27 protein-coding genes are annotated in these 24,357 nt (G+C 58.2%); 14 read left to right on the top strand and 13 right to left on the bottom strand.

Going from position 1 to position 24,357, the window contains the following annotated elements:
* The first annotated feature begins 28 nt into the window (after positions 1-28).
* From F4X57_14255 to F4X57_14265, 3 genes are read left to right on the top strand one after another with little or no spacing between them, the layout of a single operon-like run.
* On the top strand, positions 29-376 hold the full coding sequence (locus tag F4X57_14255; protein ID MYC08307.1) for a hypothetical protein: 348 nt from the start codon (positions 29-31) through the stop codon (positions 374-376).
* 53 nt (positions 377-429) lie between these two features.
* Complete coding sequence (locus F4X57_14260; protein ID MYC08308.1) at positions 430-1,335, top strand: polyphosphate kinase; 906 nt, start codon at positions 430-432, stop codon at positions 1,333-1,335.
* Positions 1,328-1,780 carry an NUDIX domain-containing protein gene (locus tag F4X57_14265; GenBank protein ID MYC08309.1) on the top strand — a complete coding sequence of 151 codons (453 nt, stop codon included), beginning with the start codon at positions 1,328-1,330 and terminating at the stop codon, positions 1,778-1,780. Before F4X57_14260 ends, F4X57_14265 begins: the two co-directional genes overlap by 8 nt.
* Positions 1,781-1,908: 128 nt before the next feature.
* Here F4X57_14265 and F4X57_14270 read toward each other — a convergent pair whose 3' ends face one another.
* From F4X57_14270 to F4X57_14280, 3 genes are all read right to left on the bottom strand, one after another.
* Entirely contained in the window at positions 1,909-2,955 is a 1,047-nt protein-coding gene (locus F4X57_14270) for a hypothetical protein (protein ID MYC08310.1), read from the bottom strand.
* Between the two features lie 470 nt (positions 2,956-3,425).
* Positions 3,426-4,556, bottom strand: a complete 1,131-nt coding sequence (locus tag F4X57_14275; GenBank protein MYC08311.1) for a DUF1501 domain-containing protein — start codon at positions 4,554-4,556, stop codon at positions 3,426-3,428.
* Between the two features lie 105 nt (positions 4,557-4,661).
* Positions 4,662-6,080, bottom strand: coding sequence for a DUF1800 domain-containing protein (locus F4X57_14280; GenBank protein MYC08312.1), 1,419 nt, complete (start codon positions 6,078-6,080; stop codon positions 4,662-4,664).
* A 383-nt stretch (positions 6,081-6,463) separates the two neighbouring features.
* On the opposite strand from F4X57_14280, the gene F4X57_14285 reads away from it, so the two are divergent.
* The 6 genes from F4X57_14285 (at position 6,464) to F4X57_14310 (ending at position 11,767) form a co-directional block, all read left to right on the top strand.
* Positions 6,464-8,014, top strand: a complete 1,551-nt coding sequence (locus F4X57_14285) for an MFS transporter (protein MYC08313.1) — start codon at positions 6,464-6,466, stop codon at positions 8,012-8,014.
* 103 nt (positions 8,015-8,117) lie between these two features.
* Complete coding sequence (locus F4X57_14290) at positions 8,118-8,795, top strand: alpha/beta hydrolase (protein MYC08314.1); 678 nt, start codon at positions 8,118-8,120, stop codon at positions 8,793-8,795.
* A 63-nt stretch (positions 8,796-8,858) separates the two neighbouring features.
* Positions 8,859-9,668 carry an SDR family oxidoreductase gene (locus F4X57_14295; protein MYC08315.1) on the top strand — a complete coding sequence of 270 codons (810 nt, stop codon included), beginning with the start codon at positions 8,859-8,861 and terminating at the stop codon, positions 9,666-9,668.
* A 190-nt stretch (positions 9,669-9,858) separates the two neighbouring features.
* Positions 9,859-10,350 carry a cysteine hydrolase gene (locus F4X57_14300; GenBank protein ID MYC08316.1) on the top strand — a complete coding sequence of 164 codons (492 nt, stop codon included), beginning with the start codon at positions 9,859-9,861 and terminating at the stop codon, positions 10,348-10,350.
* Entirely contained in the window at positions 10,347-10,712 is a 366-nt protein-coding gene (locus F4X57_14305) for a hypothetical protein (protein MYC08317.1), read from the top strand. The genes F4X57_14300 and F4X57_14305 overlap by 4 nt, the downstream gene beginning before the upstream one ends.
* A gap of 245 nt (positions 10,713-10,957) precedes the next feature.
* Positions 10,958-11,767, top strand: coding sequence for an SDR family oxidoreductase (locus F4X57_14310; protein MYC08318.1), 810 nt, complete (start codon positions 10,958-10,960; stop codon positions 11,765-11,767).
* Positions 11,768-11,999: 232 nt separating this feature from the next.
* On the opposite strand, the gene F4X57_14315 is transcribed toward F4X57_14310, so the two are convergent.
* The 3 genes from F4X57_14315 to F4X57_14325 form a co-directional block, all read right to left on the bottom strand.
* A complete protein-coding gene (locus tag F4X57_14315; GenBank protein MYC08319.1) occupies positions 12,000-12,587 on the bottom strand; it encodes a hypothetical protein in 588 nt (195 codons plus the stop codon).
* Positions 12,556-13,026: a MaoC family dehydratase gene (locus F4X57_14320; GenBank protein ID MYC08320.1), complete on the bottom strand. Its 471-nt coding sequence runs from the start codon at positions 13,024-13,026 to the stop codon at positions 12,556-12,558. The genes F4X57_14315 and F4X57_14320 overlap by 32 nt, the downstream gene beginning before the upstream one ends.
* Positions 13,027-13,164: 138 nt before the next feature.
* Positions 13,165-13,818: a PHP domain-containing protein gene (locus tag F4X57_14325; GenBank protein MYC08321.1), complete on the bottom strand. Its 654-nt coding sequence runs from the start codon at positions 13,816-13,818 to the stop codon at positions 13,165-13,167.
* 223 nt (positions 13,819-14,041) lie between these two features.
* Here F4X57_14325 and F4X57_14330 point away from each other — a divergent pair, with 223 nt between their 5' ends.
* Both F4X57_14330 and F4X57_14335 read left to right on the top strand, forming a co-directional pair.
* Positions 14,042-15,088 carry a hypothetical protein gene (locus F4X57_14330; GenBank protein ID MYC08322.1) on the top strand — a complete coding sequence of 349 codons (1,047 nt, stop codon included), beginning with the start codon at positions 14,042-14,044 and terminating at the stop codon, positions 15,086-15,088.
* Between the two features lie 138 nt (positions 15,089-15,226).
* Entirely contained in the window at positions 15,227-15,877 is a 651-nt protein-coding gene (locus F4X57_14335) for a hypothetical protein (GenBank protein MYC08323.1), read from the top strand.
* A 36-nt stretch (positions 15,878-15,913) separates the two neighbouring features.
* On the opposite strand, the gene F4X57_14340 is transcribed toward F4X57_14335, so the two are convergent.
* From F4X57_14340 to F4X57_14355, 4 genes are all read right to left on the bottom strand, one after another.
* The gene (locus tag F4X57_14340) at positions 15,914-17,317 is read right to left on the bottom strand and encodes an amidase (protein ID MYC08324.1); all 1,404 of its coding nucleotides are present in this window, start codon (positions 17,315-17,317) and stop codon (positions 15,914-15,916) included.
* Positions 17,318-17,491: 174 nt separating this feature from the next.
* Entirely contained in the window at positions 17,492-17,731 is a 240-nt protein-coding gene (locus F4X57_14345) for a hypothetical protein (GenBank protein ID MYC08325.1), read from the bottom strand.
* A 150-nt stretch (positions 17,732-17,881) separates the two neighbouring features.
* Complete coding sequence (locus F4X57_14350) at positions 17,882-18,625, bottom strand: DUF3179 domain-containing protein (protein MYC08326.1); 744 nt, start codon at positions 18,623-18,625, stop codon at positions 17,882-17,884.
* Positions 18,626-18,628: 3 nt separating this feature from the next.
* Complete coding sequence (locus tag F4X57_14355; protein ID MYC08327.1) at positions 18,629-19,459, bottom strand: DUF3179 domain-containing protein; 831 nt, start codon at positions 19,457-19,459, stop codon at positions 18,629-18,631.
* Between the two features lie 376 nt (positions 19,460-19,835).
* Here F4X57_14355 and F4X57_14360 point away from each other — a divergent pair, with 376 nt between their 5' ends.
* The 3 genes from F4X57_14360 to F4X57_14370 are packed head-to-tail and all read left to right on the top strand — an operon-like array spanning position 19,836 to position 20,876.
* A complete protein-coding gene (locus F4X57_14360; protein ID MYC08328.1) occupies positions 19,836-20,132 on the top strand; it encodes a hypothetical protein in 297 nt (98 codons plus the stop codon).
* Positions 20,133-20,164: 32 nt separating this feature from the next.
* Positions 20,165-20,473, top strand: a complete 309-nt coding sequence (locus F4X57_14365) for a hypothetical protein (protein ID MYC08329.1) — start codon at positions 20,165-20,167, stop codon at positions 20,471-20,473.
* Positions 20,451-20,876, top strand: coding sequence for a hypothetical protein (locus F4X57_14370; protein MYC08330.1), 426 nt, complete (start codon positions 20,451-20,453; stop codon positions 20,874-20,876). Before F4X57_14365 ends, F4X57_14370 begins: the two co-directional genes overlap by 23 nt.
* 90 nt (positions 20,877-20,966) lie before the next feature.
* Here F4X57_14370 and F4X57_14375 read toward each other — a convergent pair whose 3' ends face one another.
* The 3 genes from F4X57_14375 to F4X57_14385 all read right to left on the bottom strand — a co-directional run bounded on the left by F4X57_14375 (position 20,967) and on the right by F4X57_14385 (position 24,275).
* Positions 20,967-22,568, bottom strand: a complete 1,602-nt coding sequence (locus tag F4X57_14375; protein MYC08331.1) for a hypothetical protein — start codon at positions 22,566-22,568, stop codon at positions 20,967-20,969.
* A 107-nt stretch (positions 22,569-22,675) separates the two neighbouring features.
* A complete protein-coding gene (locus F4X57_14380) occupies positions 22,676-24,046 on the bottom strand; it encodes an ATP-grasp domain-containing protein (GenBank protein MYC08332.1) in 1,371 nt (456 codons plus the stop codon).
* Between the two features lie 7 nt (positions 24,047-24,053).
* On the bottom strand, positions 24,054-24,275 hold the full coding sequence (locus tag F4X57_14385) for a biotin/lipoyl-binding protein (protein ID MYC08333.1): 222 nt from the start codon (positions 24,273-24,275) through the stop codon (positions 24,054-24,056).
* Positions 24,276-24,357: the final 82 nt, after the last annotated feature.

Here is a 24,357-nt window from a genome sequence, read left to right on the forward strand (position 1 = left end):
TATAATTGGGGCATCAGGCGCCGGGGAAATGACTGATTGGACTGCAAGGGACGGCATGGCGACATATCAGCAGGGCGACGACCACGACAGGATAACCCATGTGGATATGCTGAATCTGCTTCGCGAGGATATGCGCGAAGGGTTCGCCCAGCAGCGTGAAGCGTTCAATGCCAGATTCGATGCCGTTGACACTAAGGTTGATGCCGTTGATGGCAAGGTTGAGCGGCATTTCTCCGATCATACCGCGCAGGCGAACGAAAGTAGGACTGGACGGCGCTGGCTGATCGGAATTGCTATTGGGGTAGGGATCACGGTGTCGGGACTTGTCGGTCAGTATTTGCCAGTGATTATCCGAGCGCTGCAATCCGGCGGGTAGCCCCACCTGGCAGTGGGACGAAAGGCTGGCAGCAATTCGAGTGGTGCATTCGGATGGCTATGACGCAGGCGAACCACTATTCGCATAACAAAGACGAGATTCTGCCGCAGACCGAGGCGCAGCAGTACGATGTCGCCGCGTTTCGCGATGTCAACTACACGGCGTACCGCGCGGAACTGCGCGAACTGCGCCTGCAGCTGCTGATGATGCAGGAATGGGTGATGCAGGAAGGCAAGCGAGTCGCCGTCGTGCTGGAAGGCAGAGACGCAGCGGGCAAGGGCTCGACCGCGTCCGGCATCACGCACTACCTCAACCCCAGGTCCGCGCAGGTCATATCGCAGGGCGTGCCGACGCCAAAGCAGATGCGCAACTGGCTCGGCACATACTACAAGATGATGCCGCAGGCGGGCAACATCACCATCTTCGACCGCTCGTGGTACTCCCGCGCCATCGTGCAGCCCGCTCTCGGATTCTGCTCGATGCGCCAGTATAGCTACTTCATGACGCATGTGAACGACTGGGAACGGCGGCTCGTGGACGAAGACTTGTCGCTGCTGAAGATATACCTGTCGGTGTCCAAAGAGGCGCAGGATTTGCGCTTTCGCATACGCCAAGACAGCGACCTGCAGTATTGGAAGTACTCGCCGACCGACCGCAGAGCGGCGGAGCGCTGGCAGCTGCTGACATACTTCAAGGAGCGCATGTTCGCGGTTACATCCACCGATTACGCGCCGTGGGTGATAATCGACTCCGACAACAAACATCAGGCGCGGCTGAACGCGATACATTACATCCTGAGCAGCTTCGACTACGACGGCAGAGACCTGAGCCTTAGGGCGGTGGACGCGAGCGTGAGCGCATCGCGGAAAACGCGAAATGTCATGGTCGATGGAGTGCTGTTCAGGCAGATGACGCCGGAGCAAGTCTCCGTGCTCGAACGGATAATGATACATGTCTAACGCCGAACTGCCCCAAACGGCTGCCGCGGGAGGGCTTGTGCTCTGCGGCGGCAACGCTCTACTAATTCGCAAGCACGGTCAGTGGGACATACCGAAAGGCAAGCGCAAGAAGAAGGAACACTTAGAGAAGTGCGCGCTGCGCGAGGTGGCGGAAGAGACGGGGCTGGACAAAGACATGCTGTCGGTCCGGCGCCACTTCTGCCGGTCGAGCTACATCACCTATTATGCCAGCAAGCCGGTGAACAAGACGGTTGACTGGTTCCTGATGGACTACGCCGGCACGCCAAACGACCGCCTGACCCCCGACCTGTCAGAGAACATCGACCTTTGCATCTGGGTCCCCTTCGCCGAACTGTCCGACAGAATGCGGCAAGCCCGCACCTACCTGCGCGGCGAAGTGGCGGCAGCAATCGAGGGGGCGCTGGGAGCGCCCGCGCCAGCATAATGTACGCTGTGCTGCATTCCAATCGAAATTGCCAATCAATTGAGTGAAGCACATATCTTACGGGGAATAGCCCATTACCGGAGCCGAATTAAGCATCGCGGCTGCATAGAATCCGTCATCGCTGATTTCTATCGGAATTGCAGTTCGCGCTTTGGGTTCTCCAGGTCCAGCCAATCCGCATCAACGGCTACGGATTCCTTTTGGTAAATTTGCAGGCGGTGGCGGCTGGTGTCGGTGATGATGATGCGGTCTTCCGGATCGACCTGCACGGAGTTGGGACGCCAAAGGCTGCGCTCCGGCTCTAGCGTGGCGCGGTGGCGTTCTCGCGCGAAATCCGGGCTGCCTAGGATAATCTCCAAGCCCCATTTCGAGAGCGACGCGTCGCCGGTGAACTTGAGCTGGTAGATGCCCTTGGGGTCGAAGACTTGCACTCGGTCGTTGCCCCAGTCCGCTACATATATATCGCCGCCTCTATCGACCGATACGCCCGACGGACGGTGGAACTGCCCGCTGCCGCTGCCGCGCGCGCCGAACGACATGATGAACTCGCCGTCCGCCGTGAACTTCTGCACGCGGTCGTTGCCCCAGTCGGAGACATACACGCAACCCTCGCCGTCGAGCGCGACGCCCCAAGGCATGCTGAACTCGCCTTCGCCGCTGCCGCGCGCGCCCCAGTCCATGATGTACTTGCCGTCCGCCGTGAATTTCTGGATGCGGTGGTTGCCCGCGTCCGCGAGGTACATGTTGTCGTCCGCGTCGAACGCGATGCCTGTCGGCTCTTTGAATTCGCCGCGCTCGCTGCCGTACAAGCCCCAGCGCGTTATCAGCGCGCCCGATTCGTCGTACACATTGACCCGTTGCGTGTGCTGCTCGGTGATATAGACCCGGTCGGCGCTGTCGATGGCGATGCCACCGGGCCAGCGCAGCTGCCCTTCGCCGCCCGCGCCCGGAGTGCCAAACTCGCCGTGAAAGTTCTCGTCGATGTCGATGATGGTAACGCGCGGCGTGGTCTCGGCGCGTCCGGCGACATATATCCTGCCCTTGGAGTTGAACGCCGTATCCACCGGGCACTCGAAGCTGCGCCCGCCAAGCACGCCGTGGCACCCTATCGTCTTCACATAGTGGTGCCCGACCCGAATATAGACTTGTTCCTTCGCCTTTTCTGTCGTCGTCATGCTTCACCCGTCCAATCTTAAAATCAGCGTTGCCAGCGTGAGAACGCCAACTATCTATGTTACCGCGAGCGTGAGGAAGAACCGCCACATGTTTCGGTTCGTTTCATCGAGTTTATCAATTATGTCGTCAAAGGAATTCACCCACCGAGTCTCCACATCAGGGCTACGGGTTAACTAACATGGTAAAACGATTTCACAAATCCCTAATGCTGTCATTCCCCTCTGTCTTTGTCATTCCCCACTATTTCTGTCATTCCGAACGCAGTGAGGAATCTGAAGCATGTCCCTGCGAAGGCAGGGATCGTCGCATGCAAACCTGTTTCCGACTTTAGATTCCTCGCTTCGCTCGAAATGACAGGCATAAATTGCATTTGTGAAAGCGTCTTATGGATACACAGAATGGACAGGATGGGGATGGAGTGTCTATCCTCCTTATCCTGTATATCCATGTTAGTTCTAGTAATTCGTGGCTACTGCAAGAACGAAATCTGCTCGTAAGTACCATCGACTATCGGCGCGGCGTCCAGCCCCAGCCACTGGTCTAGGATGCTGGAGTATAAGCCGCGGTAGTCGTAATTGAAGCGCAGGTCGCCGTCGAGCTGCTTTTCCGGGGCGAGCGAGGGATATTCGGCGTACATGCCGCCCTGCACTCGGTCGCCGATTAGGAACGAGCCGCCACCGCTGCCGTGGTCCGTGCCGTTGCCGTTGTCGCGCACGCGCCTGCCGAACTCGGTGAAGACGAGCATGACTACATTCTCGGACGCGTTGTGTTCACGCAGGTCGGCGAAGAAGTCTGATATTGCACCCGACACATCGAGCCAGAGCTTGTTCTGCGTCTCGACTTCGTTGGCGTGCACGTCGAAGCCGCCGTACTGCGTGTAGAAGACGCGCGTGCCGAGGTCCGCCAGATGCACCTGCGCCACGCCTCGCAGCGCCTGCGCAATGGAATTGTCCGCATACTCTATCGTGGACGAATACCGCTGCGGCGCGACCTTGATGATGTCCGCGCCCTTCATCGCGTCCAAACCTGTCTGTCGGATGTAGTCGTTCACTTGCCCGCTGCCTATCGCCTGTCCGTAAATCTTCTGAAACACATCCAGCGCCGCGCTGCGCTGCGATTCAGCCTGCATGCTGTTCAGCAAGCCATACGATTCGAGATTCGATACGGATGTCACCGGAACGCCGGGCATCGCCATCGCGCGCGGCAGACCACTGCCGAAGTTCACGCCCGTCAGCACATTTTCCTTGTGCGGGTCCATATTGCGAATCGCCCTGCCTAACCAGCCTTCGGTCGCCACCTCGTCCGGCTCGCATGTGTGCCAGATGTCCATCGATCGGAAGTGGGACCTGTTCGGATTGGGGTAGCCCACACCGGCGACTATCGCCATATCGCCCGCGTCCCACATCGGCTTTATCGCCGACAGATGCGGGTGAAAGCCGAAATCGTCATCGATGGGCAGCACTCTGTCCTGCGGCACATTCACCGTCCGTCGGAAGTCGTAGTACAGCGGATTGCCGTATGGCACGACTGTGTGCATAAAGTCGTTGCCGCCGCTAAGCTGCACCACGACCAGAACCGTATCCTTCTCTTGCGTAGTCATGTCCTCTCCTCATTGAGTCCGTCAGTGGAGATTACTCTGAAAGCTCTTTATCTGAAAGCCCTTTACCTCGATGTACCGACTACTGATAACTGCCCACTGAAAACTCTATTCCGATTGGTATTCCGGCGTGGCTACGATGAGCTGCATCATCTCGGTGGCTCGGGCGTCGAACCTGTCGCGGTCTGCCGGCGTATCCGCACGGAGCGCGCCACTGCCCGCGACATGCTGAACGAGCGCCGAATGCGTGTCCGCTTCAAGCTCCAAGTCGCCCATCAGGCGCAGGCATCCATCCACGAAGCCTTCCGGCGACATGCTCGCCGTGTCGTCCGCAAGCTTGTCGAGCATAAGGCGAACGCCGGGCATATCGGCATCGCCGACCTGCTCCGCCGCGAAGTTGACGCGCTGCACGAGAGCGCCGCTGTCTATCCACTCTTTGCCTGTGTGCCAGCCTTCGACGCTGGGCGGGTTGAACACCTGCTGCCCCATAAAGCCAACGGTCGCCGCGAGCCCGGTGAGACCGTGCTTGGGGAATGTGCCCATTTCTACATTGAAGTCGCCGGTCATGCGCACGGTGTTGGACACCAGCTCAAGCGGGCTTTTGACCTTCTTGAAGGTTGCTTCCTTGAAGAAGTCGGACTTGAACAGCGTTTCCAGCACGGAGCGCATTTCGTAGCCGGAGTCTATGTATGCCTGCGCCAGCGTGTTCACGGCGTCAGGGTCGTTTGGCGGCGTGTAGGGCCAGGCTGGCACTTGCGGCTCGTCCGCGACGAAGAAATTGTACAGATGCCGCGCGAGGAACTGCCCTGTCGCCGGCTGCTTCACGATGATGTCGATGATGTCCTCGCCGTTGAAGTTACCCGTCTCACCGAGGAAGGTCTTTTCGCTGCCGTCGTGGTCCCACTCGCGGTACTCGAAACTGGGATGGTAGAACAGGTACGGAACGCGTGGCAGCGGGTCGGTGTATGTCCAGCCGGTGAACGCGCGCGCCGCCGTCTTCACATCGTCTTCGGTGTAGTTGCCGATGCCCATGGAGAACAGCTCCATCAGCTCTCTGCCGTAGTTCTCGTTTGGCGTGCCGTCGTGATTGTCGCAATTGTCCAGCCAATAAATCATCGCCGGGTCTTTGGACAGTTGCAGCAGCAGGTCGCGGAAGTTGCCCATGGCGTAGGCGTGCAGCATTTCGTACTGACGCCACATCGCCGTACCGGAGTTGAGCTTGGAGAAGCCGGTGGCGAATACGCAGTGCCAGAAGAGCGTCATCTTCTCTTCGAGGGGGCGGCGCGTATTCAGGATGCGGTACAACCAGCGGCTCGCCGGACCGGCGAAGCCCTGCGGTTCGACATGCATCGGCGTGAAGCGCAAGGTGATATCGTCGTCGGTTTCGGGTTCGCCGACAGGGTTCAGCAGCCAGTCAACGGTAGCGTCGTATCCCTTGGTGGCAAGCGCCTCTATTTCATCGAATCGCGCACCGAAACCGGCGCGACGCATCAGGTGCGCTATGAGCGCAGTATCGTTAGTGGACATGTGCCGCTCCTTGCATTGAACTTGACCGCATTTTATCGCACAACAGACGCCAGCACAACGCGGGGCAACTTACATCAATGGACACGATGCGGGACACGATGAACAGTATGGGATAATTGCGAATAATCCTATATATCCTAATCCTATATTCTTGTGTATTGATGCAATGCGAGGATTTCAGATCGGTCGATTGGATTACGAATGATTTACCATCGATTTATCGCATCCGTCCCCATCATGCCTCATGCCAATCCTGTACATATATGTTAAGCAGCCCATTGGTTTAGCCGCTATGCAAAGCATGGTGGTGGTGATATAGTTGCTTGGTTGATGGATAATTGGCAGGCTGCGGGTTAAGCGGCTAGTCAGGAGGGTCTCAACCGATGAAACTTGGCGCGCTCGCCCCCTTGCTTTCCACGCCCCAGCGCCGCGCGGTTCTCATCGCGCTGTCCTCTGCGTATATGCTGGTGCAGCTTTCAAGCCTGCCGGTGGCATTGTCGCTGCCCACTCTAGCGGAGCACTTCAACCGCGGCGTTGACGATGCGGCTTGGATGGTCGTCTTGTATCTGCTTACGCTCGGAGCGTTCGTGATGCTTGGCGCGCGGCTGGGCGACAGGTACGGACATGCGCGCGTTTTCTTCATCGGCCTTGTGCTTTCTACTATCGGGTCGATACTTATCGCGCTATCGACATCGCTATTGCAGGTCATCATCTGGCGCGGGCTGACGGGTCTTGGGTCGGCGCTCATTATGGGCAACGCGAACGCGATACTCGCCGCCGCATTCCCACAGGAGGAGCGCGGCAGGGCGTTCTCGGTGCCTATCGTTGGAGCGCGCTTCGGCACGCTGGTCGGCTTGGCGCTGTTCGCGCTGTTCCTGCAATACCTGAGCTGGCGGCTGGTGTTCCTGACATTCGTGCCGATGGGCATACTCGCCATAGCCGTGTCGCGGCCGATGCTGATGATGCTCAAAGACGAACCGCGCGTCAACCTGAATCCGGTGGACATCCCGGGCGGGCTGATGCTCGTGGCGACTTCGGTCGTGTTCCTGCTTGCGGGGGCGCACCTGCACGGCGGGGAAGAATCGTACACCAGCGACCAGGGTATTTTGTACCACGGTGGGATGTATGTGCTTGCGATTGCGCTGCTGGGCGTCTTCATCCTGATAGAGCGCCGCATGAAAAACCCGCTCGTGGACATTCAGCATTTCCGGCACAAGTACTTCTCGCTGTCGCTGGTGTCGAATGTAACCTTCCACTTCTCCATGCTGGCGACGATGACGCTCGTTCCCATCATCGTGGAATTGGGCTACAACAAGTCGCCGATTTGGGTGCCGCTGGTGCTGCTGCCCAATCAGATAATCGGCTTGTTCATGACATTCGCCGCAGGGTGGATATACGACCAGTACCAGCCTAAGTTGCTGCGACCTGCCGCAATGGTCAGCATCGCGGCAGGGTTCTTGCTGCTGGGCATATTCATAGGCGGCGTAACTGTTGGCGGCGCGTCTATCGGCGGATTGTACATACCCGCGCTGGACATTGGCGGCGGCGTGCCTATCTGGTACATCCCGTTGTTGATGATTCCCATATCGTTCGGCACGGCGTTCTTCAATCCGGTGAACAACGCGATGATTATGAGTTCGCTGCCAATGAGCGAGCGCGGCTTCGCGTCCGGTATGCTGGAGACGACACGCGAGCTTGGACACGCGCTCGGCTCGACCGTTTCCGCTACCGCGCTTGCGATGGTTTTGCCCGTGGGCATCGCGCTGCTGTCCCCCGAGCAGGTTGGACCCTTCTACTTGGAAGGCTTCCAGACTGCGGCGATGCTCGTCGTTATGACGATGCTGACGGGCGGCATTATCGCGTTCTTCCACAAGCCGTACTCGGAAACGCAAAGGCCTTCCACGCCTGCCGCAGCCGCAGCGGGCAACGACTAGAACATTCTATTCCGTTATTCCTACGAAGCATGTCCCTGCGAAGGCAGGGAGCAGGAATCCACGAAAATTGCCGATCAAACTGACAATTGATGACTGACAACTGATGACGCAAGATAACGACGACCTGACGATACAGATAGAAGATGTCAGCCGATGGGTTCCGCACGAGGATCAGCCCGGCAACGGCGTCCTGCTGCACACGACGCGCGGCGACATTCACACCATCGTACACAGCAACCCGGACCCGGAATACCGCACGACGAAGGCGGTTGTCTATGTCTGGGGAGCGCGCGGCGGCTTCGATGGACCGGCGGAAGGAATATACGCACGGCTCTCGGAAGACCTGAAGTATGAGATGACATCCATCCGCATCGACTATCGTCTGCCGAATGTGCTTGCGGAGTGCGTGTTGGACACGATGGCAGGCTTGTCCTTCCTCAGCGCGACGGGGCATTCCGAGGTTGCGCTTGTCGGGCATTCGTTTGGCGGCGCGGTGGTCATCGCGGCAGCGCCGTTCAGCCCGCTTGTAAAGGCGGTAGTGTCGCTCTCGCCGCAGACTTATGGCGCTTCAAATGCCGGCGCGGTATCGCCGAGACCGTTGCTGCTGGCGCACGGCGGCGCGGACACTCGCCTGCCGCCGAGCTGCTCCGAGCAGATATACGAATGGGCGAATGAGCCGAAGGAGATGGTGATTATCCCGGGCGCAGAGCACGGGCTGGTCGAGTGTAAAGACGCGCTCGACGACCTTCTAGTAGATTGGCTGCGGCATAATCTTGCCTGAACGCAGATAACAACTACCTTACATCGAAATACAGGATGACTAGGATTAGAAAGGACTGGATTAATGGGAGACCTTGACGGAAAAGTGGCAATCGTAACCGGCGCAGGGCGACTGCGCGGTATTGGCAGGGCGGCAGCGGTGGAACTGGCGCGAATGGGCGCCGATGTGGTCGTTACCGGCACGGGACGCAGCCCTGACCGCTATCCGGACGACGAGAAGGCTGTGGGCTGGCGCGATGTGGAGAGCACGGCAGACCAGGTTCGCGAGCAGGGTACGCGCGCGCTTACGCTGACGGTCGATGTTTCCAGCGCGGACGATGTGCAGATGATGATCGATCGCACTGTCGAAGAGTTCGGCAGGCTGGATGTTCTCATCAACAACGCCGCCTTCGCGCGAGGTCCGGACCGCGTGCCGATTCTCGATCTGCCGCAGGATATTTTCCAGCGCGTGGTGGACATTAAGATTACCGGCACTTATCTTTGCACCAAGGCTGCGATACCGCACATGATAGATGCGGGCGGCGGCAAGATTGTCAATATATCGTCCACGGCGGGCAAGCGTGGCAGCGCCAACACGCTCGCCTACAACGCATCAAACTTCGCGCTTGTGGGCATGACGCAATCTATGGCGCGCGAACTCGGACAGTATGGCATAAATGTCAACTGCGTTTGCCCCGGCGCGGTGGACACGCACCGCATGGACGACATTGACCGCGAGACGCGCTGGGTCGAGATGGCGAATACCACGCCTATTGGCAGGAACGGCACGGACGACGAGGTGGGCGATTTCGTCGCGTACCTCTGCTCCAACGCCGCATCCTGGATTCACGGGCAGTCCATAAACATCAACGGCGGCTCCGTGATGGAGCATTAGACTCTATTCCGTCATTTCCGTGAAAACGGTAAGAGATGCCGGTCTCACCTAATTCTGCCAATCACACCCGTTGATGGCGCCGGATTCCCCTGTTTGCACAGGGGCAGGCTCTGATTTCGCAGGAATGACGAGTGGAGAGGACGCGAGAATGACCGGATGATTTTCGCACAGCCTAGACGGAAGCACTGAAATGGAGAACCCTCACTGCGCGCTGCTGATAGTCGATGTTCAGGTTGGATTCGTCAACGACGCTACGCGGCACATCTTGCCCAAGGTCGTGGCGCTGCAATCGCAGTACGCGCATGTCTATGCCACGCGCTTCGTCAACGCGGAGGGTTCTCCATACCACAAACTGCTGGACTGGCACAGATTCTACGCCAATTCCGGCGATGTGCCGCTCGCCTTTGAGCCGGTCGATGGTGTACAGGTCATCGACAAGAATGTTTACACCTGCGTCACACCCGCATTCGTCGAGGAGCTGCGCGGCAAGGGCATCGAAGAGGTGGCAATCTGCGGCATCGACACGGACGCCTGCGTAACGCAATGCGCCATAGACCTGTTCCAGAACGGTTTTCGCCCGGTGTTGCTATCGGAAGCGTGCGCCAGCCATGCGGGGGCGGAATATCATGACGCTGCGCTTCGCATTCTCGCGCGCCTCATCGGAAAGAACCAGATAGTATGACGACATCCTCCGAAGACTCTAATTCTCCAGCCACCACCCCGCAATTGCCCACAAGCGAAACCGCCGAATGCGAAGAGGGCTTGCGGCGCGTACTGGCGTACATCTGCGAGAAGCGCTATCGCAGGTGGAGCGCGTTTGCGCTAGTGTTCCTCGTCATTTACGCTATATTCGAGATGGTCATCTCGAATATGTTTAGCTTCCTCGTCGTGCTGCCAGCTGCTACAGGTTGGTATGATCTGCTTGAAGTTATCCCTGAATCGAGGAGTTTAGGCGTGTTATTATTTCTGGCAAAGTTTCCTCTCCCAATCGTGCTTACTCTTGTAGTTTTCGTAAGAATGAGTAAGGTTTACAGAGTTGGTTGACGATTTAGCCTAGGCTCTGTGGGGATTTGAATAATGGGTGTAATTATCTTGAAAAATCCTCTTAATCTCTCATTCTTCACTGCGTTCGGAATCTAAAATCGATGTATATGAGCCAATTTGCAACTTTAGATTTCTCGCTTTCGCTAAATTAGATTGCTAGATTTCTCGCTTTCGCTCGAAATGACGAACGAAACTGAAGCCATTGGCGAAATGTCCACATAACCTAGTTGCAGGAGTCAACAGCCATGCCCGAACTCGACGGCAAAGTGGCAATCGTAACCGGCGCGGGCAGGCTGCGCGGGATTGGCAGGGGCGCGGCGGTGGCGTTTGCGCGGCTTGGCGCGGATGTCGTGGTTACCGGCACGGGACGCAGTCCAGACCGCTACCCGGACGACGAAAAGGCGGTCGGCTGGCGCGACATAGAGAGCACGGCGGCGCAGGTTCGCGGCGAAGGCAGGCGCGCGCTGCCGTTGGTCGTGGATGTCTCGGACGCCGCCAGCGTTGAGCGGATGGTAGAGCGCACCATCGACGAGTTCGGCAGAATCGACATTCTGGTGAACAATGCCGCCTACGCGCGTGGCCCGGACCGTGTGCCTATCGCGGATGTCCCGCAGGACATATTCCAACGCGTGCTTGATGTGAAGATTACCGGCACATACCTGTGCAGCAAGGCGGTTATCCCGCACATGATGGCGCAGGGCGGGGGCAAGATTGTCAACATATCGTCCGGGTCGGGCAAGACGGGCAGCGCGAATAATCTGGCATATACTGCGGCGTGCTTCGCGCAGGTGGGGATGACGCAATCGCTGGCGCAGGAACTCGGGCGACACAACATCAATGTGAACTGCGTCTGCCCTGGCGCGGTGGACACTTCGCGCGTGGACGATGTGGGCAGAGGCGATGCGTGGCAGGCTATCGCCGACAACCTGCCCATCCGCAGGACCGGCACGGACGACGAAGTGGGCGCGTTCGTCGCGTATCTATGCACGACAGCCGCGTCGTGGATTCACGGGCAGTCCATCAACATGGATGGGGGCGGCACGATGGAGCACTAGCCCATCCTCAAACTTCCAAGGTCTTTCGGTTGTCACCCTGAACGAAGTGAAGGGTCTAAAATCGCTGTGTGAAAATAAGGCAGCCCATAGTCAGCAATTTTAGATTTCTCGCTTCGCTCGAAATGACATAGCGGAGGAATATAATAACCGAAAGCCCCTGCCCAGACTTCCCCCATAAAGGGCATCAACTAACAGGCTACACAATGTGTAGGTCGGGCGAGCAGTTGCGCGGCTATTCCTCGCGCTGGGGCAAGGTTAATATGGCGTTGCCCATGACGAGGCGCATGCCTTCTTCGCTCATCATGAACACATCGCACTCTAGGCGCGGCTCGCCGTCCACGATGTCCTTGTCCGTGACGATGCCGCTCAGGGTTATCGGCTTGTTGTGCGGGACCATGCCACGGAACACCACATCCAATTTCTTCAGGCGCACCGTGTCCGCCCAGCCCGTCAGCAGCTGCGACAGAATGGTGATGTTCATCGCGCCGGGTACGATTGCGCCGTCCAGCCCTTCCGCTTGCGCGTATTCGTCGCTGGTGAAGCGGCTGTCAACGGGCGTTTCACCGCGCACGGAAAGAAACCGCCGCACCTGCTCCACGTCAACGACCCGCTCAATGGGACCGATGTCGTCACCGAAATCTACATCTTCAAAATACAGTTCGCTCATATTAAATCTACCTTCTGACAAGCCTGACAAGCCGCTTTCAAGCGAGCTTGCGCGGCGCATGCCTATCATCAATGCCGCGCGGCGCGCCCGTATGACGGACAATTGCGGACAATACCGTTCGTTAGCCCGCGCGACCGCTGTTGCGCCGCACATACGATTCGTCAACGCGCGCTACCGTTTCGCCGTCCTGATTGTCGAAGCGCGTCTCCCAGACGGCGAAGACCATCTTGCCGGAGCGCCCGGTCTTTGAGTACACCTGCTTCAGCCGTGAAGTAACTTCGACCGTATCGCCCGGGCGGATTGGCGCGACGATTTCGATAGCCTGCCCCGCGAAGAAGCCCGTGTCGCCATATTCCAGCTTGATGTCTGGCTTTTCGCCGCCGTTGACGAACAGATTGCAGAAAGTCGGAGGCGCAATGATGTCGCCGTACTCGGACTCGGCGGCGCGCGCCTCATCGGAATATATCGGGTTCGTCTCGCCGGTCGCCTGCGAGAACTCCAGAATCATCTCGCGGCTGACCTCGAATGTGCCAATGGGGAACTCTTTTCCGAGGAGACTTCTGTCGTAGTCGATGCCTGCGTCTGTGGTCATATCGCTCTCCGCGCATGGTGGCGCCGTCGTTGTTGCTGTGATTGACTTGCGGTTTTCGCGCGTTGTAGAGGGATGGGGACTTTTGCCACCATCCTAACCTTCCCCCTGAAGGGGAAGGGACATATATACCCTAGGGCTTCATTTCCCTATCGTTTCTTCTAGGTGGACGGCGCGGAATTTGCCGTCTTTCAGCAGGTTTACTATGTCGTCAATGCATTGGACATCGCCGTAGAACTGCGTCATGCATTTACCGATGGCGCTGACGACATGCGCGTCGCTGCCACCGGTGCCCATATAGCCGTATTCGGCGATGAGCGCATCCGCCCGTTCCTGCTCGCCTGAGCGGTTGCCGGAGTTGAGCTTTTCGACGATTTTCACATTCTCGAAGCCGGGCACATCCTTGACATACTCGCAGTAGCCGATGCCATAGCGGCCCGGATGCGCCGGATACGCTATCCCGCCGCACTCGTCGGCAACTCGCACCAGCGTGGGCGCATCGAGATGCACATCGCCGAAATCTAGGCGAGTCGTCATCTCTTCAGTTACGCCAAACACCAAGAAATGCCCGCAGTTCGTGTCCAGTTCCGCGCCCTTCAGGATGAGCACGTCGTTGTCCGCTGCAAGTTGGCTGTAATCTATTTCGTGGTCGAACTTGCGGTGTTCGGTGAGCACGAATCCGTCTATGCGGTGCCCCTTGCGCCGCAGAACGTTGATCCATTTGACATATTGCTCGACGGACGCCCGAGAGTCGTCCGACGCGACCGAGTGTGTATGAATATCTATGTACATCATCAGAATACTAGGCGAGACTCCCCCATGCGTCAAGTGAATGGATTGCGATTAGCTAGGTCTATTCGGATATACAGGTTTGGACAGGCTTATACCCACCTCATGGTATCCCGACATAGAATCCCCATAAAGCGAACATCGCATTGTATCGCATGTTCGTCAGAAATGCTAAACCAAGTTCGCCAAGAATGCTAAACGTTGTCAAAAATATACCAAACTTCGCTTGATGGATTGCCTGCGCCTGTGTTGTCCTAAATGGAGCATATCAGGCACAAGTGGAAGGAGCTTGCTCATGCGAATACTCATCATACCCATTATGGCGCTGCTGCTGTTGGCGTCTCTTGCTTGCTCGTCCGAGGGTAATCCCATCGTGTTTACATCCAACATAGATGGCAATCAGGAGATATTCTCACTCGACCCGGAGAAGGCGGAGCTTGTCAACCTGACGAAGAGCTCCAGCAACGAGTACGCCCCTGCGCTGTCGCCTGACGGTTCTCGGCTTGCGTTCTTGTCGGGCGACGACGAGCATAATGTGCTGCAGGTGATAACGCTGAACGGGGAGAGTGCGAACCGAACCTCCGTCAGTGAGTTTGACGGCGGACACCGCGACCATCGCTGGGCGCCCACAAGTGAGCGTCTCGCGTACTTGGTGCAGAACGGCGGGGATCCGACAACGCATGTCTCGGGCTATGACGGTTCGACGACGATGGCACTGACAATGATAGTCGCGCACGAAGTTGGAGGCTGGTCTTATGATGGCTCTAGCGTTGTGTTCACGGTGCGCGGCGGTGCCGGGCAAGGCATTTACATCCGCAATCCCGACGGTGTGAACGAGGTGCGGCTTACCGACCAGAACGACTATATGCCGGTGTGGTCGCCGAACTCGCACAAGATTGCGTTCATTTCCGAGCGCGACGGCAATCCGGAGATTTATGTGATGAACTCCGATGCAACCGAATTGAAGCGCCTCACCGAGAGCAGCAGCACAGAATATGACATATCGTGGTCACCGAACGGCAGGAAGTTGGCGTTCGTCAGCGAGCGCGACGGCAACCCGGAGATTTATGTCGTGGATGTACGCGATGGCGAGGTCAATCGGCTTACGCACAACAGCGTGCGCGACGACCAGCCGGTCTGGTCGCGAGACGGCAAGCGCATCGCATTTGTGTCATATCATGATGGCGACGGCGAGATTGTGATGATGGACGGGGACGGCACAAACCAGCAGCGTCTTACGAATAACGGCTACGACGACTACGCGCCAACTTGGTAGCCCAAGCAATCCTCTCTCACCTGCGAGGGGATTAGGTGATGGTTGCTTAATGCAGCCAACTGATGTTATGAGAAGGGACTTGTGAAGTCTTCTCATCGGCAATTAAAAGGTTGAGTGATGGACAACACTATATGGAGAATGAATCTTGGAACCCCGGAGCAAAAGGTATCATATCTACATGAATACGCCGTAGCCATTATATGGGAAGCGCTGCATTCGGATGGTTCTTCGCCAGTTTACCTGCGAACTAAAACGGGCAAGTTGTCCGGCAACTTAAAAGCAGGTATGGCGCGCGTGGACATCCCCGATGCCTTGACCCATGTAGGAGGTATGGTACCGGATATCGCAATCTACAACTGGGAGCATCGCCCTATTAGGGTCATCCAAGTCGATTTAACTCATGACACGAACAAAGACAAGATTCAAAGGCTGTTCAAGCTAGGCGTAGAAACCTGTGTAGCCAAGATACGAACACATAGAGACCTGAACTCATTGATCATTACTGAAAGGGAATGCCAGAGTTCTCTCAAGCGATTCTCGCCGGACGCCGATGCGGTAAATCAGGCGGTGCCCAACATCCGACAGCGGAGCACAAACCTAATAATGCAGCGCGCCGCCGACAAAACTATAGAAGGCATAACACAGGCGCTTGCGTCGTGCAGTCCGAGGGTGCGACGCGAATTCCACGACATGCTCATCGGAAGCGGCAGAGCGTATGGACGCTACCCAATATCCGAGGGGAATCCCAAATATCAGATACTCGCGGACGCCGAAAAATTGGGTAGATAAGAACAAACTAAGCCTATACCGTACTGTACGACTAGGCTATAGCCCCTCCGGATGCCGTGTGTGCCAGTCGGTCAGCGACTGGTACGCCCGCGCCACTGCCAGGATGCGGTTTTCGTCATACGCGCGTCCCATGAACTGTATGCCCGTGGGCAGCCCTTCGTCCGAGAAGCCGCTCGGCACGCTTATCGAAGGCAAGCCCGCGCTGTTGCCCACCGCGCCCATCGTGTCGCGCGCCGTGCCAGCCACGACACCGCGGAAGTCCTGGTCTATGGGCGGCGCGGTGTTCGTGCCGGTCGGCGCTACCAGCGCGTCGTAGCCCTTCATCGCTTCGTCTGCAACGCGCGCTATCTTGCCGCGAATTCGCAGCGCGCGGATGTAGTCTTGCGCCGGAATCATCAGGCGCGCGTGCGGATGATGGCACTCCGGCGCGGTCAACCCTGCGACAGCGCCGCTCTCGATAAAGTCCTCGAACACGCTCGCCGATTCCGCGTTCAGAATCGTGCGTGTTGCCGCTTCGTATGGCAAGTCGGGGAACTCTATCTCTTCAATGTCCGCCACATCCGCCAGCGTGCCAAGCGCGCGCTCGAAATTCGCCACGACGACTTCTTGCCTGCCCTCGGTCACATTCTTCAGCACCGCGAGCTTGAACCGCTGCCCGACCGATGCGTGGATATCGTAGCGATACGGCATATCGGTCGTGGATGGGTCGTCAGTGTCCGCGCCTGCAATCGCATCAAGCACCAAGCCGCAGTCATCCGCGGTCAGGCACAAGGGACCGAGCTTGTCCAGCGTCCACGAAAGCACCATCGCGCCCTGCCTGCTGACACGCCCGTATGTTGGACGCAGCCCTGCCAGACCGCAGTTGTTCGCGGGGGATAGTATCGATCCCCAAGTTTCGGAGCCGATTGCGAACGGCACGAGTCCCGCCGCCACCGCCGCGCCGGAGCCGCTCGACGATCCGCCCGACCATGCTTCGTTACCTTCGCTGCCCCAGGGCGTCATTCCGGGACCGGTGAACGATGCGTTTGGCTGCCGATAGCCCATACCGCCCGCGATTTCGACCATCGCCAGCTTCGCCGCGAGTGTCGCCCCCGCCGCTTCGAGTTTGCGCACGACCGCAGCGTCATAATCGAAGGTCTGCTCGCGGAACGGCGCGGCGCCCCAAGTCGTCGGGATGCCGCCGGATGTGGCGAGCAAGTCCTTAGCGCCGTATGGTATGCCGTGCAATGCGCCCTTGTACTCGCCGGCGGCAATCTCGCTTTCGGCGCGGCGCGCCTGCTCCATCGCGCGCTCCGCCGTAACCGTGACGACGGCATTGTAGCGATGCCCAATGCTCTCCAGCCGGGCGACGAATGTCTCGGCAAGTTCCAGGGGCGACACCTGTCGCGTGCGCACAAGTTCCGCAAGTTCCCGTATAGGCATGAATATGGGGGTTGTCATAGTGGTGTCCTTTTGTCTTGGCTACTCTGTTAGGTTCTGTGGACATTTCAGTCCGTCATTCCTGCGGAAGCAGGAATCCAGTGGTTTGCAGATAGCATTAATGGCACGAATTCGGCTCAATCTTACGGCTCCGGATTCCCGTTTTCACGGTAATGACGCAAATGCCCACACAACCTAGTCCTTGCGATACGGCGGCACGCTGAACGGCAAATCGCCATGCCCAAGCTCAACGGCTCGCATATCCTCGGACGCCTGCACTATCGCCTTCGCCGCCTCGCCCACTTCATCGAACTCGTCCTCGCTGAGCCGGTCGCCATATCTCTGCCGCAGGACGGTCATGATTTGCTCTACTCTGGGGTGTGGCTCGGGTGATTCCTCTGCTTCGTGCGTCCGGTCTGTCTCGTTGGTGTTCATGTATTACCTCCGGCGAGGTCTTGAAAATGCTGATGGTTGCTCTGCTCGTCAGTGTATCTGATTTCGCCGATGTTTGTTCTATGTTGAAGAGACTGATACGTCAGCATACCGACACACCGACATACTGAAATACCGATATACCGGCAAATCTCATTGCCATAATAGCGTATCCGGGTACGTAATGTACCAGCCGAACCAGAAGGATATGTTTGCCGGATGCAGCGGCAGTGTGCGGGTTGGGTCGTCGTGCATCGATAGCGAGTCGCGGTTGATTTGCCAGATGGCGCCGGTGTCGTCGATTAGCGTGGTGGGCAAGCTGTCGGGCGCGTTGTCCGGCAGCGTGAACTGCATGCCTTCCGTGCGGAATGCGAGCGCGTCCGATGACAGCGATGACCCCACGATGACCATATCCACGCCACCAACGCTGTCATTGACCACACGCGCTTGCTGCAGTGCGTCTATGGAATATGCCTTGCGCTCTTCACCTACGGACACGCCCAGAACAAGCCGCTTGGGAGCAAGGCGTTCGTCGCGATTCCATATCGGGAACATCGTCTCCGGGTCCGCTCGGTAGGCGTGGTATATGGAGCGGCTGTCGTCCTCGCTTTCGTACATACGCGGCGCGTAGTAGCCGGTTTCGCGCGACAGCACTTTAGTGTCCGGATGCTCGGCGCGCCATTCGCCCCAAGTGGTGAGCGCGACGGGGAAGTAGTCCAATTTGGCGCCGCTGCCTACCAGTTCGCCTACTATCGGCACGCCGAGAAGTTGGCTCCAGAGCGTATCGGTTTGGCGGTCGTACATCACCTTGTTGCTGCGGTAGAGCAAGCCGGATGTGCCGAATGTGGTCGGTTCGCCGTTTACCTTCGCGGAATACACGATCCCGCTATTGCACAGCGTTCACCACGCCAGCGAGATTGGCTCGCCGCCGACGGTGTCGTTCACCATTTCGTGCCCGTTGATGATACGCAGCGGGTAGGCGCGTGTGTCGCCGTTGATGGACACGCCGAACACCCTGTCGTCGTCTCGCAGATAGTCCGCCGCCTCCGCAGTCAGCAGCTTCGGCGCGTAGATGTCCGGTATGCCGTCCGTAATCACGCCGCCCCAGACAATCTCGGTTGGGTCAACTGAAATCTGCCCATCAAGCGCAGGTCGGAGGAAGCGCGCGAATTGCGGGTATATCTGGTACAGGATGTCTATCTTCCAAGCCAGGTAGTCATCCGGCGGCGGGTAGTCTGCGCTGTTCCTGCCTAGCCATTCCATCCACTGCTTCCAATCTTCGCCGCCGTACTGCTCGCCGGTCAATTCACGCAAGACTTCGGCCGACGCTTCGCGCGCGTTCAGCGTGGACTGGTAGCGCATGGATTCGATAAGCACCGGCACCATCGACTTGTCGCCGTTGAGCCTCACTTCTTCGAGCGCGTCGTAGGTGCGAGCACTGGTCATCCCAAAGCCCGGAAACACCTTGTACATCGCGCTGCCGGAGTCGTATGGTATCGGCGTAGGCTCGGATGTGGATACGGCAGTTGGCGTAGTCACTGCTGATGGTGGCGTCGAAGTTGGGCTAGGCGTTGCTAATTCGGCGACGGGCGATTGCGCTGCGGGCGTTTCGACCGGCGGTGATATAGGCGCGGGCGTTGGCTCGGCGGCGCAGGCGGCTATCGTGATTAGCGCCGTTGCGAGCGCAGCAATTAGAACGATGATTGGTATTATTCGTGAGGTTAGTGGCACGTTACATCCTTACGGTCTGACTTCTAGTTATATCTAGGCTCTGTGGACATTTGGTGAATGAAGCGTTTTATACTTGAAAAGCAACTCTATTCTTGTCATTCTGAACGCAGCGCAGCGGAGTGAAGAATCTAAAATCGTTGCATGCAAGCCTGTTTTCGACCGTAGATTTCTCGCTTTGCTCGAAATGACAAGGCGAAAACGAAATGTCCACACAACCTAGTTATATATAGGATGCACAGTTGGACAGAAACGATAGCGAGCGTCCATTATTGCCCCCACCCCAACTACCCGAGAAGACAATTATACGAGAAACGGAGGCGTAACAATGGCAGAGGTTCAATTCTACACTTGGGCGCGATGAAGCACGTGCCGCAAGGTGAAGGCGTCGCTTTCACAGGACGGGACGGAGCTTGATGAGCGGGATTTCTTCAAGGACGGGTTCACGGAGGCGGAACTGCGCGGTCTGCTGGGAGACACCGACCCGGCAGATGTGTTTTCGTGGCGCAGCCCGTCGGCGCGCAAACTGGGGCTTGACCGCGACACGGTGACGGCGGGCGAACTAGTCCGCCTGATGCTGGACGAGCCGCGCCTGATACGCCGCCCGCTGATACAGGTCAACGGACGGCTAATCGTAGGCACGGACAAGAAGGCGATGGCGGAGGCGTTTGGATAAGATAATCGAACGCCGAAACTGTGAGGCAACATGTGAATGACTCCGAGATAACATACCGTCCGCATTTCAGACTTCGGATGCGGCAACGGGAGTTTCCTGACGGTTTCGGCGAAATGTTGTTGCGAGATGCAGACAACTACTATTATGATACACAGGAAAATACATCAGTTGCCGTAAAAAGAGTGCCGTTCAAAGGTCGTGAACGCGATATTGCGCTGATATTCTCCGTCGAGGGGAGCGCAATCGCATTTATCAGCATCTTCCCACTTAAACTTGGTGAGCTGCGGCGCAAGACGCAAATGGGTAAATGGGCGCGGGATGAAACTGCAAGTAACCTATGACAAAGAAGCCGACGCTTTCACGCTGGGGCGAGGACAGGTCAACGGCGAACCTACAGAATTGTGGGAGGCTTATCCGTGGGTCCGCCTGGAAGTGGGCGAAGAAAGCGGCGACCTGCTCTGCGTGGAGATACTAGGGGCAGCAAAGACCCTAGGCAACCTGCTGAAGCCGCTCGACACGGGGCAAGACTTCGTTTGCGCGAGCGTAGAAGGAGAAATGTCGCCGATAAAGGACGCGCTGCTGAAGCCGGACGGTGAGCTAGAAGGTCGCTATACAGAGTACATCATGTTCGGCCCAGGCGAAGAATCGGATCAGGACGCTCGTCTCAAGCAAGTGCGCGCAGCACTAGCGCCGTACCTGCTTCTCGTCCGCGAAAGTAACTTAGCACAGACGCAGACTGCTTGACACACTTCGGATTTTGCGAACCAGAGGGGGATCGCTTCGGTCCCCTTGTTGCTCATTGAGCAAACTTCACAGCTAGAAGTTTCTTGCCCCCTACGGCCGCACCGCCCGCTTCTCCCTCTGCGCCAGCTTGTGCAGCATTGGCTGCGCGAGCTTGACGAACGTGCACGCCAGGCGGCGTGTCTCGCGCGGGTCTATCAGGTCCACTACATCCCCACGGTAGGCTGCGCGAAAGGGCGAGCGCAGTTTCAGCAGGCGCTCTTCTATCATCGCGCGGTGTGCCTCCGGGTCGGGCGCGTTCTCGATTTCACGGCGGTACGCAGCCGCCACGCCACCTTCAATGGGTATGCCGCCCCACTCGCCGGCGGGCCAGCCGAAGCGCAGGTTCAAGCCATCTGGATGCCCTAGGCTGTGCGCCGCGTCCGCTGCCACGCCATACGCCTTGCGGATGTTGAACTCTATCTTCGGCACTTTCGCCTCGGCGCTGGCTATTAGCGCGCGGATGCCGCGTCGCATGGTGGCGATTCGCTCCGCGTGAGAGCCGAGCATGAAGCCGGGCATGTCCAAGAATATGACGACCGGCAGGTTGAACGCGTCGCACAGGTCAACGAAGTGCGCGTACTTTTCCGCCGCCCAGCCGTCCATCGCGCCTGCGAGCTTCATCGGGTCGCTGCCTATGATGCCCACGCTGTAGCCGTCGAGCCGGGCGAATCCGGTGATGATTGAACTCGCCCAGTGGCGGCGCATCTCGAAGAACTCGCCGTTGTCCACGACCAGCTTTATCAATTTGCGCGGGTCGTATCCGCGACGCCTGTTGGGTGGGATGATGTTCAGCAGCTCTTCGGGACGGCGGTCCGGCGGGTCGCCGGTCTCCACACGCGGCGCTACATCGTTGGTTGTGTTCGGCAGGTAGGATATGAACTTCTTTATCTGATTGAAGGCATCTTCTTCAGACTCGGCTACATTGTCAACCTGCCCGCTCTCGTGAACATGTCGCTTGTAGCCGCCGAGTTCTTCTTTGTCCATCTGTTCGCCGATTGCGCGGCGCACGACGGGCGGTCCGGACGGGAATATCTGCGACTGCTCTTTGACCATGACGGTGAAGTGCGACATCAGCGCGAACGCAGCCGGCGCTCCCGCGACCGATCCCATAATGCCCGCCGCGACCGGCACGCGCTTCATAAGCTCTACGCCCTTCCACCACAGGTCGCCGCCGGGCAAGCCCATGTGCCCTGCCGCCTCGTCCGCCTTCGCGCTGTGCCCGACGCCTTCAACGAGCTGGATGTACGGAATGCCGTACTGCGTGGCGAGCGGCTGCGTGAACTGCCGCGAGTGCTTGCGGACATTGTGCGGGCTGCCGCCGGATATGGTGAAATCGTCGCCGCCGATAGCGACCGGGCGCCCGTCAATCTCGCCAAGCCCCATCACATACGCGCCGGGCGTGAACTCGACCATATTGCCTTCGTCGTCGAACTCGGCTGCGCCAACCATCGGACCGGCTTCTAGGAAACTTCCGGGGTCAACCATCTTCTCGATGCGCTCGCGGATGGTGTAGCGTCCGCCGCTGTGCTGTCGTTTCACGCGCTCTGTCCCCCCCAGCTCAGCGGCTAGACTTCGCACGTACTTCATGTCATCGATGGCTTGCTCCCACGGCTCGCCGGGCTTCCACATATCGCGGTTCTTGTCGATTGGCATATTCAGTCCTTTCAGTTATCTGCCATACCGGGCAACGTGAATAATTTGAAATCGGAGACATGCCCCTATCTTCGCTGCGCTGCGCCGAGAATGACAATTGACGGAGGTTACCCCCAGCCCAAGCGGGGCAGCACATCGCCGTACCGCGAGAGCGAGCCTATCAGGTCGGTGGTGTACAGACCGGCGACGAAGTCCGGGTGCACCAGCGCCACATGGAGCGCGCCGATGTTTGTCGCCACGCCGCGCACTTCGGTGGCGTCAAGCGCCTCTTGCATTAGCCATATCGCTTCGTCTCTAGTGTCGCCCCATGATATGAACTTGGCGAGCAGCGGGTCAAAGTATGGCGTTACGACATCGCCTTCGCGGAATCCGCTGTCGATGCGCAGGTCGGGCATGGTGGGCAGGCGGAATGTTTCGAGCGTGCCGGGCCAGGGGATGAATGTGCGCGGGTCTTCGGCGTAGATACGGCACTCGACAGCGTAGCCGTTCAGCAGCACATCGCTTTCGATGGACAGCGGCAGACCCGCTGCGGCGCGGAGCTGCTGTTCCACGATGTCCACGCCGGTGACCGCTTCCGTGATGCCGTGCTCTACCTGAAGACGCGTGTTCGCTTCGAGGAAGAACGCCGAGTAGCTATCGTCCACGAGGAACTCAAATGTGCCCGCGCCGGCATAGTTTGTGGCGCGGGCGGCGTTTTCCGCCCAGCTCACGAGCGATTGGCGCACGGACGGCGGCAGGCTAGGCGCGGGCGCTTCTTCGATGACCTTTTGATGCCTGCGCTGCGCGGAGCATTCGCGTTCCCACAGATGGCGCGTGTTGCCGAGTTCGTCCGCGATAATTTGCACTTCGATGTGTCGTGTAGGCTTGACCAGCTTCTCGAAGTACACTAGGTCGCTGCCGAAAGCGCGGAGTGCGGTCGAGCTGGCGCGTAGAACTGCGTCGTGCAGCCGGTCCGGGTGTTCCACCATCTGCATGCCGATGCCGCCGCCGCCGTCGTTCGCCTTGACCATCAGCGGAAACCCTATCTCCGCGGCGCCGGCGTCCACGCTTGCCGAGTCAGCCGCATTGACATTGACGCCGGGCAGCACTGGCACGCCGAGCGAGTCCATCTTCTCGCGCGCCTGCCACTTGTCCGCCATCAGCCGCGCGAGTTCCGGTCGGGGACCTATGAAGACGACGCCGTGCTTCGCGCACTGATTGGTGAGCGCGTATGATTCGGACAGAAAGCCGTAGCCGGGATGGATGGCGTCCGCACCGCTCTTGAGCGCAATCTCGACAATCGCCTCGGCATCGAGGTACGACCCGGCGGGCGTCTCGCGCTCCGGCAGTTCGTATGCCTCGTCCGCGAGTTCGGCATGCAGCGGCATGCCTTCCGCAGATGTATAGACCGCGACCGCGCTCACGCCGATATTGCGGCACGTCTGTATGATGCGACAGGCAATCTCGCCCCGATTCGCAATGAGAACTTTGCCGAACACTGCCCGCTCACTCCTCGAGAATCAGCATCACATCGTCTTGCGATATGTTCTGGTTGTTACGAACGCGAATCTCTTTGACCACGCCGTCGTAGTCGGAAAGAATCTCGTTCTCCATCTTCATGGATTCGATGACGACCAACACATCGCCGAACTCGACGGTATCGCCGACCGACACGCTTATTTCAACTATGACTCCGGTTATCGGTGATTCGACTGGTATATCTGCCAACCCACTTTCACCTCGTTAAGAAAATTGCACCTGCCAGTTTATCAAGATTGTAGAAGGGATTCACCCTAACAAGTCCTGTGTA

It is taken from the genome of Chloroflexota bacterium (assembly GCA_009840355.1).
Taxonomy (GTDB): domain Bacteria; phylum Chloroflexota; class Dehalococcoidia; order Lucifugimonadales; family JADFKI01; genus Bin90.